Genomic DNA, 17,879 nt, shown 5'->3' with positions numbered 1-17,879 from the left:
TTAAATAGAGGATTATGAATTAGTTGCTAACTTGGTTTTAGATTTTTTTAAAAATGGTATAAGTGATTTTTCCAATTCAGCCTCCAGCGGCCATTACCCCTATTACCAACTCCGCATCCTCAGGAATCTTGGAGTCCATGTTCGATCTCCTAACTATTTCTCCATTAATTATCACTAATGCCCCCCTCTTTATGGTTTGGTTTATCGGGTCGTAAAGAAACTTACTGAATTTTTCCCCGTGTCTTTCCGTTAGAATCCCGAAAACATCTAATAAACTTGTTTTTTCTGGAATTTCTATTTCCTCCCTCTTTATCCCCAAGTCTGAGCGTATAATGCTAAGGTAGCGTATTTTTAACCTCATATTTTAACCTCATAATATTGGAATTATCCTTAAAATCAAATTATTTTACATGTTCATTTAAGATTTATTTTTTTAGTTTGGTTTGACATCTTTTTCTGGATATTGTAGGATATAGGTTCTTGTTTCCTTCAAATACAATAAAATTGATATTGCTTAATACTGGACTATCATGCTACTTCAAACTCAGTGTTATACAACTACTTTATTAATGGTGTTACACACTATTTAAAAACTGCATAGGGAAAGCCATATTTAATATTTATAGGACTTACACAGCTGGGTGGGTATTTGTGGGGGGGTTGGTGATGGGATTGCTCGAGTTCGCCTTCTTTTTCTATTTCGGACTTTTTTCGACCTTTCTTTGAAATTTGGGCATTTGAAAATTCTGGCTTTCACCAATTCAAGGCAAAAGAGGAGAATTTAACACCGCCACAGGCCCAGTTAACCTACAAAACAACCCTCAACTGCGTAACTCCTAATTTAATAGCTCAACTAGACATTTTTTACATTACATAGTATAACAAAATATTAATATTTGATGTATACACATAAGTATATTTAAAAAAATAGGGGGTTTTTAGTTTGGTAGCATATGGAACAATTGAATATTGGCAGGAGCTTAAGAAGCTATGGGACAAAGACGACGTTTTAAAAAATGAACTATTCAAAGGCTACGACAGTACCCTAATCTTCCGAATGTCCGACAAGCCACATCTCGACCAGCATAAAGGAATATTCCTAGATGTAAAGGATGGTAAAGTAACTGACATGAAGGTTTGTGAGAGCAAAGATGATAAAGCCAGAGCTGTAACGACAGGTACATACGCAATTTGGAAACAAATTGTAACAAAAACGCTTGACCCAACAAAAGCTCTGCTCACAAGGAAGCTTCAACTAGCTGGACCCATGGGAGAAGTTCTTAAGTACATGAAGGGATGGATGAGGCTAATCGAGCTTCTCGGTGAAGTACCCACCGAATGGGAAGAATAAAGGTTTAAATCGCGACAACTGATTAGATTGGTAGTATTCTCAGCATAGTGGACTACTAAGAATGAACCGAAAAAGGAGGGCAAGAGAGAGCGGAAGGAGATCATTCCTGGCAAAGTTTTTTATTTTTATCTCGAGTGATCCTCTTCCTAAAAATAAATTGAGTTGTCGAGGTTTTCCACAATTAAAAAAATTCAGGAAGAGGTACAAGCAACAAACTTTCCCCTCCTACTTTTTTAGTAAAACCGGATTTTGAAATCATATTTTTCAAGGATTATGTAATTTTAATTATGGAATCCATTAAATAATTTTTAGTATGTTTTAATTTTTAGCTCTGTTAATATTGTGGAATTATGGCTCCCACTTCCATTATTCATAGCTTTTCAAGGATAATTGTGATTCGGTCATCATACACTTTTGGTATAGCTTTGAGTTTCATTCCAATTTTTACTCCCTCAGGATCTTTGGTAAACAGGTTTCCCATGATTTTTACGCCTTCTGCTTCAATTATTCCTATTGATACGGGGGTCTCTTTTTCAAATCTTGCCGGCGGGTAATGGATTATGGTGAAAGTTAAAAGTTCTCCAACGGGATTTAACTCTAAAAACTCCACATCGTCACTATAACAGTTTCTACAGTCAGAAACGGGAGGATAATATTTTACGTTGCATTTTCTACATTTTGAATAGTATATCTTTCCCTCTTTTAAGCCCTCTATAAACTTTGTAACCTTCGAGTCCTTTATGGCAGAAAACTTGCTAAAATCTTCCAAGATATTCACCTCCTGTATATGTGAACAAACACACTTTGTCCACTTGAACCAACATTGTGCGATAATCCTATCTCTGCTCCCTCAACCTGCCTATTCCCAGCTTCGCCTCTTAATTGTTTCGTTATCTCCACCGCTTGCGAAACACCAGTTGCACCCACTGGGTGACCCTTTGCTTTTAGCCCTCCGTCCGGGTTAACAGGCAGTTCTCCACCGATCTCCGTGATTCCCTCTGCTATCAGTCTTCCTCCCTCACCCTTCCTGCAGAACCCCAAATCCTCATACGCCATAATTTCTGCTATCGTAAAACAATCATGCACCTCTACAACATCGATATCTTGATGAGTTACATTTGCCATTTTGGACGCCTGTTTGAATGCAATCTTTGAAGCAGGTAACCCTACCAAAGTCTCTCTATTAGATAGGGTATGAGAATCTGTTGCCGTACCTAATCCAGTCAACCAAATCTGGGTGTCGGTGATTTTTTTGGCCCTTACCTCCGAAGCAAGTATGACCGCTGCCGCGCCGTCTGTTAAAGGACAGCAATCAAATAGTGTTAAGGGATATGAAACCATTGGCGAATTGATTACTTTTTCTACGTTTATTTCCTTTCTAAACTGTGCGTATGGATTGTCTAGTGCGTTTTTGTGATTTTTCACGGCAACCATTGCGAGTTGTTCTCGTGTGGTTCCAAATTCGTGCATGTGGCGATTTGCCATCATCGCGTAATAACCTGGAAAAGTCGTGCCGTAACTATATTCCCACTGAACGTCGCCTCCACGGCCCATTACCTCGGTGACAATGGGAGTTGGGCTTTCCGTCATTTTTTCAGCACCTATAACAAGCACAACATCATATAGTCCCGATGAAATCCCCATCCAAGCTGTTCTAATAGCCGCACTTCCTGTTGCACAGGCACTTGCTACTCTCATATCTGGCTTAGGATTTATACCTATGTATTCGGCAACGGGAAAAGAAGGGTTAACTTCCTTTGCCAACTCGCTTATGCAAACTCCCGTAATCGTGGCATCAATTTCACTTAATGATAAATTCGCATCACTTAAACTCTCTCTGACCGACTCAAAGGCCAATTCCCTTAGAGAGGCATCTTTTCTTACACCAAATTTGGAATGCCCTACACCCACTATAGCAACTTTCTTCATATCTAAAACTCCTTTAAAAATTGTTAATCAGCATATGCTAAATTTCTTTACCTCTTACTACTTTAACGATTTAAAATAATCTTTTTATTATTAAAAACTTCTGCGAAAAAAGGATTTCGACAATAGGCAAAACACCAAAGTAGGAAGAAGAATATTTTAAGCACTAACTCATGCCATAAGATTACAGAAAATGTTCAAGGCTATAATACTATGGGGAAAAATAAAGGATTTAAGAGGTAATAAACAGGGTTAAGGCCAATTGAAGTAACTATTATAAAGATACTAATAGTCTCTGGAGCAGCTTTCCTTAAACACGTATATAAGAAAATACACTTGACTCAAACTGTGACAAGCAACAAAGAAGCGACATTAAACACATGAAAGGTTAATCTAATAAAGTCAAGGCAATATCGCTGGCAAGACTTCTATTTTATTAGAAATAATCCCTTAGAATTATACAGGCTGAGTTATTCTTGAAATATCTTTTTAAAAATTTTTTTTGCCGCCTTAACCGCAGGAGAATTTCTAGGCAAATCGATTAATGATTTACCTTTTAAATTAAATTCTACTATATTTTGATCGTAGGGTAATATTCCCCCGTATTTTATTCCGATTTCTTGAGAAAAATCAAAAAGCTTTTTACCTAACTCTTCGTTGAACTCATTACCTATTAAATAAGTATTTTTGAAAGATATGTTAATTTTTTCAACAAGTTTTACAATTCGCCGAGCTGTTTCAAATCCCATTTTTGATGGATCAGTAATAATCAATAGAACATCTGCTGCTCTGTCAACTCGACGACTGATGTGTTCAAATCCGGCATCAAAGTCAATCATTACAAAATCATACAACTTAGCTAGCGAATCGATTATCACTGCAGCGAAGTTTTCAATTATACAATAACATCCCTCATCCTCGGGTCTTCCCATAACGAGCACATCATAACCATCCTGTTCGATAATGTTCTCCCATATCACACCTTCTAGAAGCTTGGTATAGGGTTGAGATGGGGACTCTAGTTCTTCTTTCTTTTTGTCCAGTATCCTGCCAAGAGTCATCTTTCCCTCCATCCCGATTCCAAGGACATTGGGGACATTTGAAGCGGGATCAGCATCTATCAAAAGAATATCATTTTCTCCAGATTCGATTAGATTTTTTAATAATAGAATGGCGATAGTTGTTTTACCCGACCCACCCTTGCCAGAAATTGATAACGTAAATGCCTTCTTTAGAGACATAACCATCTACCATTAGCTATTTTATATGCTGTCTATTGACCTATACATGAAATTTTCTTTAATAATAATCTCTGAAATACTGGCATAAACTTTCAAATTGGTAACCTCTTGAATCTCGGGAGGAAGCAGTTCTTTAAAATATCCACCTTTTTCGTAGAAAAGTAATATTCCCACTCCTTTTTCAGTACACAGGTCTATGAACTTTTCATCTACCGGGAATGGAAATACTACATAAATTTTGTTATAACAACCGTCGTAATTACTCAATGTTTCTAAAAAATCCATGCTATTTCTATACCTGCAATGAGCTATTATGCAATCTTTGGATGGGACTCTATACCCCTTATTTCTCCAATAGAACTTCTCATTCTCTAATTTCTTGGAAATCCATTCATCTCTATACATATCCTTCAAAGCAGAGCTAACGAAACTAAAATCAAAACCAGTTTCTTCAACTATTTCTTCGGTTGACATCCAATCCCGATTTATTAGGATGTGAAGGATTGCTGGTGAAACAAAATGTTTAGATTGTACTCTTTTCTTCAAGTCTGATAATCTAGGCATTATACAAACAATATCTACAGGTTTTAAGCCTTGAACCTCAAGATTTCGGCTTACATAGTAACCCTGCGAAGAAAAGTAAGTAGCAGTAGCGGCGCACAAACTTTTTTCACTTGTGGTACTTGACAAAAATATTCACCAAGAAATAAAAAAAAGAAGGGGTATAAAAAGGTTAAGAATTTATTCGGTTGGAATGGATACTTGGATAGCATCTTTCGGGCAGGCTTCGACGCATAATCCGCAGTTGGTACACAATACGCGGGTGGTTCCAACAATTCGCCAGTCCTGAGGTTCATCGCCTACTTTTTCTGGTAGATCGAAGGGTTTGTATGCGAGCACAGCGTGGGGGCAAGCTTTCACACAGGCTAAGCATTCTCTCGGGTTTCCACAATTTTCTGGGCTCCAACTTATTTCGGGTCTTATAGTAACCATTTCTACTCACCTCACCAAACATCCTTTACTTGGGCAACCTCCTCTCTGGGACTAAGACTAATTGCATTATGGGGACAGACTGGTCGGCAAACACCACAACCCCAACACTGGAACGGATTAATAGACACCTTTCCAGCTGTAGGTGAGTATTTTATAGCCCCAAACGTACACCTGCTTGTACATTTTGGTGTCCCATCACATCCATCGCATGCATTAGGATCCACTTCAGATACATATTCCGCCTTCCTAAAGGTATCTTCTACATCATAGTTAAGTCTGGCTCTGAGGGCAATGCAAATTGGGTATTCACAGTTGCAGATCATGGTCGGAATCGGAGCCGGGCACCAGAACACCGCATGGACTGTGCCCTCCTTGTCGAGTTCTTTTAACATTTCCTTTGCCTCTTTCTTTGAAACCCATTTGTTCGGTTTGTCCCAAGGTCCAAGACTCTCGGATAGGCCTTTGCCTGCTGGTCTAAGAAACATACAGCTCAGCTTCTCCTTACCGCCATAATACTTACGGCACACGCAAGGAAGAACGAAGATATCTCCTTCGTTTAGATCAACAATTTTCAACGCGTCTTCCAGTGGAACTGCCTGTCCACCAACGGCCATATCCACTAGATCCGGCAACGCTCCCCGTATTGCTTTAGAGGCCTCGTCATGTAAATCTGGAAAAACTGCATCCAAAGCTTCTCCGAAACCTATGTCGTACCTAAAACGCTGTACTGAGGTCATGATCTCCTGTATGGTACCCTTTATACCTAGTAGATCGCCTGCCATAGTGTCTTCCAATTTTGGTTTTGTTAGTTCGCTTTTCAGCATTTCGTCCGAGTAGTTTTTAGGGTTCAGGTACCATTTGGTCCCTCCACCCCATTTTACACAATATCTACACATATTTCTCTCTCCTTTCTTTCTCATTTTTTATTTTATTCTCAAAATAGGGAACAATTTTTTATTTTACGGATTTTAAGATATTTACATCCTTCTTTATTTACCTCCTTATTTTTATTTAATCGATTCCCAAATTAGCTCAACTATGTCGTACATTTTAAGGTCATAATTGCCAGCTTCTATCGCATCCTCAAGATTCCGCCAGCAAAACGGGCAAGTAGAAACAATAGCATCCGCACCTGTTTTGAGAGCCTCTTTAACTCGTTCCTCTGCAGCAAACATCGCTAAATCATTAAAAGCAGATTTTACACCGCCTCCAGCCCCACAACACCAAGCATTCTCTCTGTTTCTCTCCATTTCCACAAGTTCCACGCCAGGAATTTTCTCCAATATCTCTCTTGGGGTATCATAGATATTCATATGGCGACCTATATGACAAGGATCGTGATATGTCACCTTCATGTTAACCGGTTTTTCTAACTCTAGTTCTCCGCTTTCAATTAGGGATAAAAATAATTCTGGCGAGTGAACGACTTTAAAATCATAATCTAAGCCATATTTCTCTTTATAATCCTTAGTTAGCGTTCTATAGCATCCTGCGCATGAAGTGATAACCTGTTTGGCTTCTGCCTTTTTCAGTACTTCGATATTGTGTTCCGCACAGGTTTTTGCGATTTCGGATTGGCCCGTCCTAAGCAGAGGGGAACCACAGCACCACTCATCCTCTAAAATTGTGAAGTTGGTACCTAACTTCTTTAGGATGTTTGCGGTGGCCGCTGCTATCTTCTTCTGTCTGTATGAAGAAGTACAGCCTACGAAATAAACTGTATCCGCTTTTTCAGGTAATTCGGACTTATCGAACGGGAGCCAACTCAGTCTCTCCGCATGAGGTTCCAGGTACGGGTTGTGTTCATTTCTAGTCCACTCTCCAAACTCCCTTTGTTTCGGTGGGGGTCCCACTTCTGACTCCACAGCTCTCTCTCTCAAGGTTTCAATTATTTGAGTTATATGTTCGTTAAGAATATCGGTTTGGCACTGCTTTTCACAGTTTCCACACAGAGTGCAGCTATAGATTATTTTCAGAAGTTTGGGATTATCCAGATCCAGTTTCCCCTCAGTTAATCCTCTAGCAATCCACATTCTACCACTCGGGAAGTATGGTTCAAAGCCATATTTTTCGCCGGCAGGACAAGTAGGCTGCCAATCAGGTGTGCTTCTCTCCCACAATTTAAGCTTGTACACCGTATGACAGGTTCCACATCTAGTGCACATATGTGTCCATTCTTCTATTTCACTCATAACCCCCATCTTCCTGGATTCATTATTCGATTAGGGTCTAATGCTTTCTTAATCTTTTTCAAAAACAGTCCAAAGTTGGGGTCGCCTCTCTCTAATAACATTTCGGTGGCCCATACCGGAGCCTTGTAGGGTATGAACCCAATATTATTTAATTCTTCTGCCATTTCTTTCATAATTTCTCTGGTTTCTCTTACTTCTTCGGCGTTTGACCTGTCAAAACCGACGAGCGTTCTCATCGCTCCAAAGTGTCCATGTTTAAAGGTCTTTGCATAAACCCAGGGAGTGAACCTTGGGTATCTTGAAAATACTTCATTAGCAACATTCCAAGCAGTTTCATATTGGCTGCAAGGACCATAAGCACCGACCCAAGTTAAACCCCCAGGTCCGTGAGTAAATAGGCCCGCAAAAGTCATAGGGACATCAAGAACCTTAGTTATATCGTCTCCTACTTCCTGGTAATCCCAGACCCCGAAACCATATTTTTCAGCTAATTTTTCTATAACTTCTACTTTTGCTTCAAATTCCTTTAGGGTATTAATCGCTGAGATGTCCATTTCCAAACTGATACTTGGGGCACCCTCCATTTTCTCGCTTCCCACGGTCTCTCTTGGCATTTGAATTACCGCAAATGCCAACCCCCAGTTAAACATGATCAAATTGTCGCATATTTGTGCTCTACCTAAATTCAACATTAATTGAAAGGCTTCGTGTATCTCGTCGGTCATAATCATTTTAATTCCTGAGTAGGCCGGCTTGGGATCTAGTTGAATCGCCATCTTGGTTACAATACCGGTCATACCTTGCCAAGAGGTAAATAGTCCAACTAGATCAGGTAGTGGATTGCGCCCAAACCAATATTTACTAACGGCACCAGACCCTACTCTTACTATCTCTCCGGTTGGAAGCACCGCCTCCAGTCCGTTAATGAAACAATCTGTGGTTCCGTATTTAGTTGAAAGTGTGGCAAGACCTTCTAAAAGAGCGTTGGGAACAACTCCTGCAGCTGGCGTGGCGTAGGTATAAGTATACACTAAATCAGGGTGATTTTTATCCAAGTAGTTCTTTATATTTGCGAAAGTAACACCCGCCTCAATTATTGCATACTGATCAACTTCATTAACCTCTAGTATTTTGTTCATTCTCTTCAGATCGACGGTAATGCCTCCCTCTAGTGGAATTGTCAGTCCTCCAAGGTTGCTACCTGACACGAATGGAATTATAGGAATTTTTTCTCTATTAGCAAGCAAAACAATTTTTTGAACTTCTTCAACAGTTATAGGAGCTACCACAAACTCTGGCATGTGGGGTACATTCTCTGTCATATCTCCAGAATAAACAAATAGGCTTGCGGAATCATCCATCACGTAGTCTTCGCCCACTATGTCTATCAGTTCCTTTAGCACTGCTTCGTGGTTTGGTGTCTTCTTGTGAACCACTAGTTCTTTGCCCTCTTCACCAACGGTTTTTTCTATTTCAACCATTGACTTCTTTCTCCCATTTTGATTCAGTTTTTCAACTAAAAAATTATTTTAGTTACAAATTTCTTATCATGCTGTTATATAAATATTAGCATTTTTAAGTTCATTGCCGATAAATAAATTAAGTGTATTAACAATCTAAAAAATACATTCAGATTAGTCCCATGCAGAAGTATTATTAAATGCAAATTTTTAAATTCGAGCTAAACCTCATTTTTTAAAAAAAGTGGGAATAGGTGGTTTTACCTCAAGTATTCTGGAAGCATTTGGAGACAGTCTTTCTTAGCAATCATTCCCGCAGCTATGAAACCGGAATGGACGGTGGCATCCATTGGGACTCCCCAGCTTCGTACGCCATCACCCACGAAGTATAGACCTTTAACTCCTGGGGCTTTTATTTCTGGTCTTTTATTGCCAACCTGGTCGGGAGACCGGGCAACACCATCTAAATAGTCTAGAGAGGTATAGATGGCCCACTCTACTGATTCATGGTACTCTGGAAATCTCTCATCTAGAAACTCGTTTAATGCGTCAATGACTTTGTTCACTTTTTTCTTGTTGTTAGCTTCCTCCTGTGTTAGTGGGGCATAAAAAGTTACCAATTGTTTGTCTTCTGGTGCACGGGTAGGATCATAATTCGACAAACCCTCGAAAATGCATCTCACCGCGCCTCGGAATCCTTCCCCCTCAGGAATCAGTTCCATAACCCCAAACCAGCCCCTATTCTTTAGTACACGCGTATTTAGAGCGATGTAACCTGAAGCACTACCGGCACTCCTGAGACCCTTTACATGTTTAACCCAATCGCTTGGAAAAACATTCTCATCCAAAATTTTAAACGATTTCTGGATAGGGACGTTACTCACAACCACCTTAGCTTCTATAGTTTCTTCTCCAGTGGGGGTACTTACTTCAACTCCCTTTACCTCTCCGTCTTCAACAATTATTTTATTGACTTCGGTTTGGGTTCTCACTACGCCTCCTGAATCCTTGATTATCTTCGCAAGCTTGTTTGCCACAGTTATGAATCCGCCCTCTACTGAGCCACCGTTTCCGCTTCCAGCATGACCACCTGTGTAGCCCACGGGGTTACTGGATCTTATGGTCTCTCCGGCGGATATATCCTTGGGGTGGTTAATAGTTGTGACCAGTGTGGCGAGAAGATACCAGAAATCTTGGATCCTCTTTTTGTCCGTTCTCTCCTCTATGAATTCCTTTATCGAAACATGGTCAAACTGGGCCGTGTCTTTTGGAAACATCTTCATATTGCCCTTTGCAACTTTTCCGAATTCTGACATAAGTTCATCTGGAATAAATTCTATTTTCGGGGGTGCCATCCCACACCACTTATTATCAAACCAGTAGTAGTTCTCCTGTAAAGGATAGAACTTTATGGCTTCGCCAAAATTCTTAAGCAGAATTCCGACTCTCCCGTTTTCATGGTACACATACTCATGGAACCCCAAATCTAAAGTGAACCCCTTTAAGAGTTGCTTATCCACAATTTCACTTATATCTGGCTCTGTTCTTACTATCCACTCGTTCCCCGTACTTTTTAACAAATTCTCGAAATAAGGAAGGCTTAACTCTTCGCCCTTTATGGAGGTAGCCCTTCCACCTAGTCTATCTTCTCTCTCCAAAAGTAGCACTCTCTTACCCTCATTAGTGAGAAGAGCACCACAAGTTAACCCTCCAAATCCCGAACCTACTATCACTACATCCCATGGTTTACTAGACATATAGGTCCCCCAAAAAATTGGGTATTTAAAAACTATCTAGATTTAAGATATAATGATAGTTTCTTTTTTATAAAAATATAGCGATAATATTAAAATAATTAGATTTCCATGATTGAAAGAGCATTGAAATAGAAATTTACTAGAAAAAGTGTAATAATACTGTAACTAAAATCTTATAATGGTTAAGGAGGTTGAGAGGGATGGTATCGCCAAATGATTTGAAAAAAGAATTAATTAGCATTGTGGGTTCTGAGAATTTATTTGACGATGAGAAAATTCTCCAGAATTTTGCGAGTGATTTCAGTTTCGTCAAAGGCAAAATGCCAATATTAGTCGTTAAGCCTAAAAATTTTGATCATGTTATTAAGATTGTTAGACTTGCTAATGAAAAGAAGGTTTCTCTGACTCCTATAAGTTCAAAAATTCATCATTTTCGTGGTGATACAATACCCACCAGTGATGAAAGTGTAATAGTAGATCTTAGCGGAATGAAAAAAATTATTAGAGTGGATAGAAGGAACAGGGTGGCTATAATCGAGCCAGGAGTAACCTTTGGAGAGTTACAGGAGGCTGCGGCTAAGCAAGGAATGAAGGTTCTGATGCCCCTAATTCCAAGAGCCACAAAGTCAGTTTTGGGAAGCTACCTTGAAAGAGAGCCTATCCTCATTCCAAGGCATCATTGGGACATGACTGACCCCCTTCTCTGCACCGAGGTGGTTTTCGGAACCGGCGACATTTTCAGAACAGGCTCAGCCGCTGGTCCTGGAACCTTAGAGGAGCAATGGGCTGCGGGCCAAGCTCAGAAGAATCCTATGGGACCAGCACAGACCGATCTTGTAAGAGTTATTCAGGGTTCCCAAGGGACGATGGGTATTATCACCTGGGCTCCTGTGAAATTGGAACTTCTTCCCAAGTTGGAGAGGCTGTTCTTTGCTCAGGCTCAGAGTTTGGACGAGTTAATTGATTTTGTTTATAGATTGATGTGGCTGAGGATGGGTGAAGAATGCTTTATTTTAAACAATACTAACCTAGCGTCTATTTTGGGAGAGAACGCTGAAAGAATTCAGCAAATCAGGGAGGAACTTTCTCCTTGGGTGTTATTTATTTGTGTGGCAGGATTTGAAAGATTGCCGGAAGAGAGACTAAAGTATCAGACTGAGGACATAATGAAAGCCGCCCAAGAATTCCACATTCAGCTTGTTGAAGAAATTCCATTTATTAATGGGGAGGAAATGTTGAAAATTCTATCTAAACCTTCAGAGGAGCCTTACTGGAAATTGCGTCTTAAAAGCGGTTGTGCAGAGCTATTTTTCTTGACCACTCTCGATAAATCTCCAGAAATGGTTGAGATTGTATATGAGGTTGCTGAGTCTCATAAATATCCAAAAGGGAATCTAGGAGTGTACATTCAACCAGTACAGCAAGGAAGGGTCTGTCACTGTGAATTCAATATACCCTATAATCCAAATGATGAGATAGATTTTGAGAATTCTAAAAGTTTTTATTTAAAGACTTGTGAGAGACTAATCGAAAGGGGTGCATTTTTTAGCAGACCCTACCCTGACTTATCACACTTAGTTTATGATAAAACTGATGAGAATGTGGTTTTGACGCTTAGAAAGTTGAAGGAGCTATTTGACCCTAATGGCATCTTGAATCCGGGTAAGCTGTGTTTTTGGGAGGAGGCTTAAAATATGGTGGAAGATTATAAATCCGATATGTTGGGATGTTCCAGATGCTCTTTGTGTAAGTGGATTCCTCTTAACCAGATTAAGAGCTGGAGATTCGCAAATGTTTGCCCTGCTATTACGAGATATAATTTTCATGCTTATTCTGGTAGTGGAAAGATGATCATCGGGCTTTCTTTATTGGAAGGAAGGATGGATTGGACAGAAGAAGCAGTGAAGATACTTTATAGTTGTACTCTGTGTGGTGCTTGCGATATTTCATGTAAAGTCTATAGGGATGACATCGACATTGTGGATACACTTGAAGAATTGAGAAGAAAAAGCGTCGATGATGGTGTTGGACCCCTACCCAGTCACTTAGAGTTTAAGAAGAGCATAGAAACTAATTACAATCCTTATAAGGAACCACACACTAACCGCTGGGTATGGATGCCTAAATTTATAGATGTGTCAAAAAAATCTGATACCGCTTATTTTGTTGGATGTACCTCTGCTTACAGATTGCCTCAGATCGCACAGGACACGGTAAAGATTCTAAACGCAACCAAAACAGACTTTATGATTCTTGGATCCGATGAATGGTGCTGTGGCAGTCCTCTAATGAGAACCGGGCAATTTGATCTGGCCAAAAAAATGATAGAGCATAATATTGAGAAACTAAACAAACTCGGAGTGGAAACTGTCATAACAAGCTGTGCCGGGTGCTACGACATGCTAAAAGTGGATTACATGCGCTATTCTGAGACCGAAATGAAATTCAATGTTTTACACAGCGTAGAGTATATCCATCAGTTGATTAGGGAAGGTGTTATCGAATTTAGGAAAGAAACACCACTTAAGGTAACCTATCATGATCCTTGCCATCTTGGAAGACGTGCGGATCCATATGTTGGTGAATGGGAAGGAGACAAGCTTCAAAGGCCTGAACAATACATCAGAAGGGGAAGAAATGGAGTTTACAACCCTCCGAGAAAGGTTTTGAGGAGCATTCCGGGCCTGGAACTGGTTGAAATGGAGCGAATAAGAGAGTATGCTTGGTGCTGTGGTTCAGGTGGAGGGGTGAAGTCAGCGTTTCCAGATTTTGCACTCTGGGCTGCGAACGAAAGAATAGAAGAAGCTGAGGCCTCTGGGGCAAACATGCTTGTTACCTGTTGTCCATTCTGCGTCAGGAACCTAGGCGACGCTTCAAAAGAGTACAAACACAAAATGGAAGTGGTGGACCTCGTGAATCTGGTTTATTCTGCCATGGAGGTGAGAAAATAATGCTAGCAGAAAAAGTATATCGAGAAATAGAAAAGGTTGTTGGCAGGAATAACATATCCCAAGATCCCGCAATTCTAGAAGGCTACGCGTTTCAACCCTTCCACAAAGCCGCACCTGGAGCGTGGATCCCTAGACCCGAAGCGGTGGTGCTTCCCTCCACAACGGAGGAGGTTCAAAAAATTGTAAAGATATGTAACAAGCACAGAATAAAATTCAAAGCACACAGCACTGGCTGGGGTGCTATGGGAGGTCCTGGAAGTGAAGGAGTTTTGCAGATAGATCTGAGAAGGATGAATAGGATAGTAAAAATAGATCAGAAAAATATGTACGCTGTGGTGGAACCTTATGTTATTTGTGCCCAGCTACAGGCTGAAGTGATGAAGCTTGGATTAAACTGCCATATTATCGGTGCGGGTTCTGGCACTTCCCCCTTAGCCAGCTGCACTTCTCATTGTGGAATGGGCTGGAGTAGCATATCAACTGGATATAACAATCGAAACGTTCTAGCAGTAGAGTGGGTGTTACCCACTGGAGATATCTTAAGATTAGGAACCTTAAGTATGGGTATAGGGTGGTTCTGTGGTGATGGGCGGGGTCCGAGTCTCAGGGGTGTGATGAGAGGATGGGCCGGAGCTGACGGAGGCATCGGTGTCTTCACCAAGTGCGCGGTTAAACTGTACCCATGGCCGGGTCCTCGTGAGATTAGGGTTGAAGGACTTTTGCTGGATGTTAAGACCGAGGTTCCATGGAATTTCAGAACGTATAGCTGTCGTTTACCGAGCTGGGAAGCCTACACCAATGTGGTGTACAAGATAGGTGAGTCGGGAATAGGTTTCATACAGTGTAAAAACGCGATTGGTCTTACAATCGCTATTATGTCCCCAGAAACACTGAGGTCTTTGAAGGAAAATCCTCAATGGAGGGAGTTCTTTAAAAGTCTGCAGCATATTTTCATAATAATGCTCGCAGCGAATTCTAGAGGCGAGCTAGAATACCAGGAGAAAGCTCTGAGACAAATTATGGAAGAAGAGGGGGGAGAATTAATAGAATTGGGACAAACGGGATCACTATTTTTACCACCAGAAAAAACTGCCAATTTTTATCAAGCGATGTGGTGGGGACTCGTCCGCGTTAGCACTCCTCCACTGATATTTCGCATGGGCGGTAGCTTCCTAACAGCTTTCGGGGGAGACGAGGCCTGGGATGCAGCTGTGAATCAGGCGAAGAGAGGCGAAGAGATAAAACAGGAGTTCATAGATAGGGACTTGATTATCGATGATTTGGCTGACAATGCTTGGGGTGGAATTTACGAGCATGGTCTCATCGGTCATCAGGAAGAACTGGTGTTATTTAATCCTCGTGATAAAAAGCAAGCCGAGGCAATAGAACAATTTGTCGGAGCGTGCGCTGAGGCATCTGCTGAGGAAAGTCTAGGAATCGGATTCAGCCTATTTGCGGGTAAACAAATCCATGAGATCTTCGGTCCAAGGAGTTGTAACTACCATGTGTGGCAGAGTAAAATCAAAAAAATATTCGACCCAGAAGATCTATCAGATTCCAATTACTACATATCACCCAAAGAATAGAATGTTTTAAATATCCACCATTCAGGGTGAAACGAAGATTATTCGTTCTCCCTCCTTTCTAAGTGCAGCCTTAGATTCTTTAAGAACAACAGCTACCATCATTTCTAGTCGTGAGGGAAGTTTTGGCATATGTTAAAGTTCTCTTAGAACGCGCTACTGAATTTTGGGATTTTAAGTTCTTCGACCAGCTCTAGTTCTGTGACTTCCCCCGAGTCTTTGGGGGGAACTCCTTTTTGGGCGTGGTAAAGTACTCAAAATAACGAAAAAAAGTACGCATTCATATTTGTTATGAGCCATGTTTCGCAGTTGAATGGATGATTAACTGCTCCATATCTTCACAATATTTAAGTATCTCCGCTGAGTGGGATAATTGGTGGGATTGTTTGGTTGAAGAAGCTGTAATAGATGATAAAGGTAGAATTGCTATCCCAAAGCGGCTACGTGAAGTTTTAGATTTACGGAAAGGAACCAAAGTAAGATTATTACTTGAAGAAGGAAAAATAGTGGTAATGAAGCCGGTAACCCCAGAAGAATTTATCCTTGAAATGGAGGGATTCATCAAGGAAGGTTCCCCTATTCAAAAAGCAAACCCTCTGAAACTTAAGGAGATATGGGAAAAGCAATGATCTACGTAGATGCCAACTATTGGATCTATTGGTTTGACCAACGGCTCCCAGAGCATAAATATGTCTTGAAACCTATGAGAGAAGCTTTTCGGGAAGGAATCATCCTTAATGTTTTCACCCTCATTGAGGTCGCTCACTACCTACGTAATTTGACTGAGAAAGAGTTTTTTGACAAGCTTGATAAGATACAGAGTCTCACCTCATTAAAACTCGTCGATTTAGAAACGGAGCTACTAAAGGTATCACTTGAACAATTGATAAGACATGCCAGAGTTGGAATAGGCGGCCGAGACAGTATCATTTTAGCAACAATGCAAACACTAGGTGTAAAAAGAATAGCCACCCACGACAGGTTTTTCACAAAAATCAAAGGCCTAGAAGTTATTGATACAATCCCCTAGCAAAGACAACTGGCTGGTATGTATTCCTTGAAGACAAAATCCAACAAAAATTACATTACAGAGTTAGAAGTGAAAGCACAAATAATTACAATACTTATCATTAATAAATTTTATAAACAAATTGCTTAAACATACCAAGTCTTAGAGGAGGTGCTGTTATGAAAGTTTTGGTTACTTATTTCACTATGACTGGTAATACTGAAAAGATTGCCAAAGCCATTCATGATGAAGTATCGAAAGAACATGAGGCGGATTTGAAAAAGATTGATGAGGTCGGTGCTGATACTTTCAAAGAGTATGATCTAGTTTTTGTAGGAACTCCTGCTCATGCCGGTGATTTAGCCGGTCCAGTTAAGGAAGTTATGAATTCCCTTCCCAAATCACCGAAATATAAGCTTGCAGGATTCTACACCCACATGGCCCCAATTTGGGATAAGGAAGTACAAGACGCACTTAGAGGTGCTTTTGAAAAAATAGCCAAAGAAAAAAGTATAGACTATAGGGGAACTTACAATTGTATGGGTAATCCCGATCCTAATGTCGCAAAAATGGTAAAAGAAGCTCGAAAAATGCCTGATGACGAGTTTAACGAATACTTGGAGGAAGCAATAAAACATCCAAGTCTTGAGGATGAGCAAAAGGCTAGGGAATTTGCCAAAGAGGTGTTGTCCAAAATCAAGTAGCTAAATTTGAATCAGAAGCCTCGAATATTATTCTCGAAAAATAAAGATGTTTGAGTGGTTAGAAAAATTAGCCTTTGAATTTTTTCATTGTCTCTCTTGCAAAAACGCGTGCACGCTCTACTCGTGAAGCATCGGGTTGACCCAAAGTCTGGTCACGCATTTCTCCAAAAGCCCGGAGCTTGGGATCCTCTTGCTTCTTCAAAATGTTTGCTATTTGTTCACTAAGTTCTCCCTGACAGTCAAAGAAACCTACCAGATTTGCTTCCACTGCAGGTTCCTTGCACCTTGCAAGCCATTCCTGAAGCTCTTCCATGTCCTCAGGTGCGGCGTGAGTTATAAATAGAGCAATGTTTTTACCCTTTGCATTTTTTTCTAAAAACTTTTTACCTGGTGCAGCTGGTCCAAATGCGTTAATCGGAAAGCCAATGAAAGCAAGGTCATAGCCATCGAGATTGTCAACCTCATTTAGCTTTTTGAGCTCCTTTTCCTCTTTGATTTCATCATAAATAGCTTCAGCGATCTTTTCAGTATTCCCAGTCTGCGTCCAGTAAGCCACTAAAATCTTCAAACGCATACCTCCTATTTGGAAAAACCAATTATAAAGGGTTTTTATATTTCCTCAATTTATAAAGTTTACTTAGATTTATTTCATAGTTTTCATTTATAATTTATATAAAATAAAAAAAATAAATTTTAATATTTAAATATTAAA

18 protein-coding genes are annotated in these 17,879 nt (G+C 40.2%); 7 read left to right on the top strand and 11 right to left on the bottom strand.

What is annotated here, in order from left to right; all coding sequences use genetic code 11:
• Window positions 1–76: 76 nt before the first annotated feature.
• Entirely contained in the window at window positions 77–361 is a 285-nt protein-coding gene (locus ACUVXA_RS04140) for a MoaD/ThiS family protein (protein ID WP_445869974.1), read from the bottom strand.
• A gap of 582 nt (window positions 362–943) precedes the next feature.
• On the opposite strand from ACUVXA_RS04140, the gene ACUVXA_RS04135 reads away from it, so the two are divergent.
• Window positions 944–1,351 carry an SCP2 sterol-binding domain-containing protein gene (locus ACUVXA_RS04135; RefSeq protein WP_445869973.1) on the top strand — a complete coding sequence of 136 codons (408 nt, stop codon included), beginning with the start codon at window positions 944–946 and terminating at the stop codon, window positions 1,349–1,351.
• A gap of 370 nt (window positions 1,352–1,721) precedes the next feature.
• On the opposite strand, the gene ACUVXA_RS04130 is transcribed toward ACUVXA_RS04135, so the two are convergent.
• The 9 genes from ACUVXA_RS04130 to ACUVXA_RS04090 form a co-directional block, all read right to left on the bottom strand.
• A complete protein-coding gene (locus ACUVXA_RS04130) occupies window positions 1,722–2,120 on the bottom strand; it encodes a Zn-ribbon domain-containing OB-fold protein (RefSeq protein ID WP_445869972.1) in 399 nt (132 codons plus the stop codon).
• Between the two features lie 5 nt (window positions 2,121–2,125).
• Window positions 2,126–3,280, bottom strand: a complete 1,155-nt coding sequence (locus ACUVXA_RS04125; RefSeq protein WP_445869971.1) for a thiolase domain-containing protein — start codon at window positions 3,278–3,280, stop codon at window positions 2,126–2,128.
• Between the two features lie 467 nt (window positions 3,281–3,747).
• Entirely contained in the window at window positions 3,748–4,518 is a 771-nt protein-coding gene (locus tag ACUVXA_RS04120) for an ATP-binding protein (RefSeq protein WP_445869970.1), read from the bottom strand.
• 21 nt (window positions 4,519–4,539) lie between these two features.
• Window positions 4,540–5,208: a hypothetical protein gene (locus ACUVXA_RS04115; RefSeq protein ID WP_445869969.1), complete on the bottom strand. Its 669-nt coding sequence runs from the start codon at window positions 5,206–5,208 to the stop codon at window positions 4,540–4,542.
• Between the two features lie 51 nt (window positions 5,209–5,259).
• Window positions 5,260–5,511, bottom strand: a complete 252-nt coding sequence (locus ACUVXA_RS04110; RefSeq protein ID WP_445869968.1) for a 4Fe-4S binding protein — start codon at window positions 5,509–5,511, stop codon at window positions 5,260–5,262.
• Window positions 5,512–5,522: 11 nt separating this feature from the next.
• Entirely contained in the window at window positions 5,523–6,407 is an 885-nt protein-coding gene (locus tag ACUVXA_RS04105) for an ATP-binding protein (protein WP_445869967.1), read from the bottom strand.
• Between the two features lie 111 nt (window positions 6,408–6,518).
• Complete coding sequence (locus tag ACUVXA_RS04100) at window positions 6,519–7,703, bottom strand: (Fe-S)-binding protein (RefSeq protein ID WP_445869966.1); 1,185 nt, start codon at window positions 7,701–7,703, stop codon at window positions 6,519–6,521.
• A complete protein-coding gene (locus tag ACUVXA_RS04095) occupies window positions 7,700–9,184 on the bottom strand; it encodes an FAD-binding oxidoreductase (protein ID WP_445869965.1) in 1,485 nt (494 codons plus the stop codon). Before ACUVXA_RS04095 ends, ACUVXA_RS04100 begins: the two co-directional genes overlap by 4 nt.
• A gap of 239 nt (window positions 9,185–9,423) precedes the next feature.
• On the bottom strand, window positions 9,424–10,920 hold the full coding sequence (locus ACUVXA_RS04090) for a phytoene desaturase family protein (RefSeq protein WP_445869964.1): 1,497 nt from the start codon (window positions 10,918–10,920) through the stop codon (window positions 9,424–9,426).
• 200 nt (window positions 10,921–11,120) lie between these two features.
• On the opposite strand from ACUVXA_RS04090, the gene ACUVXA_RS04085 reads away from it, so the two are divergent.
• The 6 genes from ACUVXA_RS04085 (at window position 11,121) to ACUVXA_RS04060 (ending at window position 17,167) form a co-directional block, all read left to right on the top strand.
• Window positions 11,121–12,611, top strand: a complete 1,491-nt coding sequence (locus tag ACUVXA_RS04085) for an FAD-binding oxidoreductase (RefSeq protein WP_445869963.1) — start codon at window positions 11,121–11,123, stop codon at window positions 12,609–12,611.
• Window positions 12,612–12,614: 3 nt separating this feature from the next.
• A complete protein-coding gene (locus tag ACUVXA_RS04080) occupies window positions 12,615–13,871 on the top strand; it encodes a (Fe-S)-binding protein (protein WP_445869962.1) in 1,257 nt (418 codons plus the stop codon).
• On the top strand, window positions 13,871–15,457 hold the full coding sequence (locus ACUVXA_RS04075) for an FAD-binding oxidoreductase (RefSeq protein ID WP_445869961.1): 1,587 nt from the start codon (window positions 13,871–13,873) through the stop codon (window positions 15,455–15,457). Before ACUVXA_RS04080 ends, ACUVXA_RS04075 begins: the two co-directional genes overlap by 1 nt.
• A 383-nt stretch (window positions 15,458–15,840) precedes the next feature.
• On the top strand, window positions 15,841–16,083 hold the full coding sequence (locus tag ACUVXA_RS04070) for an AbrB/MazE/SpoVT family DNA-binding domain-containing protein (RefSeq protein ID WP_445869960.1): 243 nt from the start codon (window positions 15,841–15,843) through the stop codon (window positions 16,081–16,083).
• The gene (locus ACUVXA_RS04065; RefSeq protein WP_445869959.1) at window positions 16,068–16,484 is read left to right on the top strand and encodes a type II toxin-antitoxin system VapC family toxin; all 417 of its coding nucleotides are present in this window, start codon (window positions 16,068–16,070) and stop codon (window positions 16,482–16,484) included. The genes ACUVXA_RS04070 and ACUVXA_RS04065 overlap by 16 nt, the downstream gene beginning before the upstream one ends.
• Window positions 16,485–16,642: 158 nt before the next feature.
• On the top strand, window positions 16,643–17,167 hold the full coding sequence (locus tag ACUVXA_RS04060; protein WP_445869958.1) for a flavodoxin family protein: 525 nt from the start codon (window positions 16,643–16,645) through the stop codon (window positions 17,165–17,167).
• A gap of 67 nt (window positions 17,168–17,234) precedes the next feature.
• Here the strand turns inward: ACUVXA_RS04060 and ACUVXA_RS04055 are convergent, their stop codons facing one another.
• Window positions 17,235–17,735, bottom strand: a complete 501-nt coding sequence (locus ACUVXA_RS04055) for a flavodoxin family protein (RefSeq protein WP_445869957.1) — start codon at window positions 17,733–17,735, stop codon at window positions 17,235–17,237.
• Window positions 17,736–17,879: the final 144 nt, after the last annotated feature.

The organism is Candidatus Jordarchaeum sp., assembly GCF_052745115.1.
Note: the sequence above shows the minus strand (reverse complement) of the source record. Positions and strands in the feature narration are given on the sequence as shown.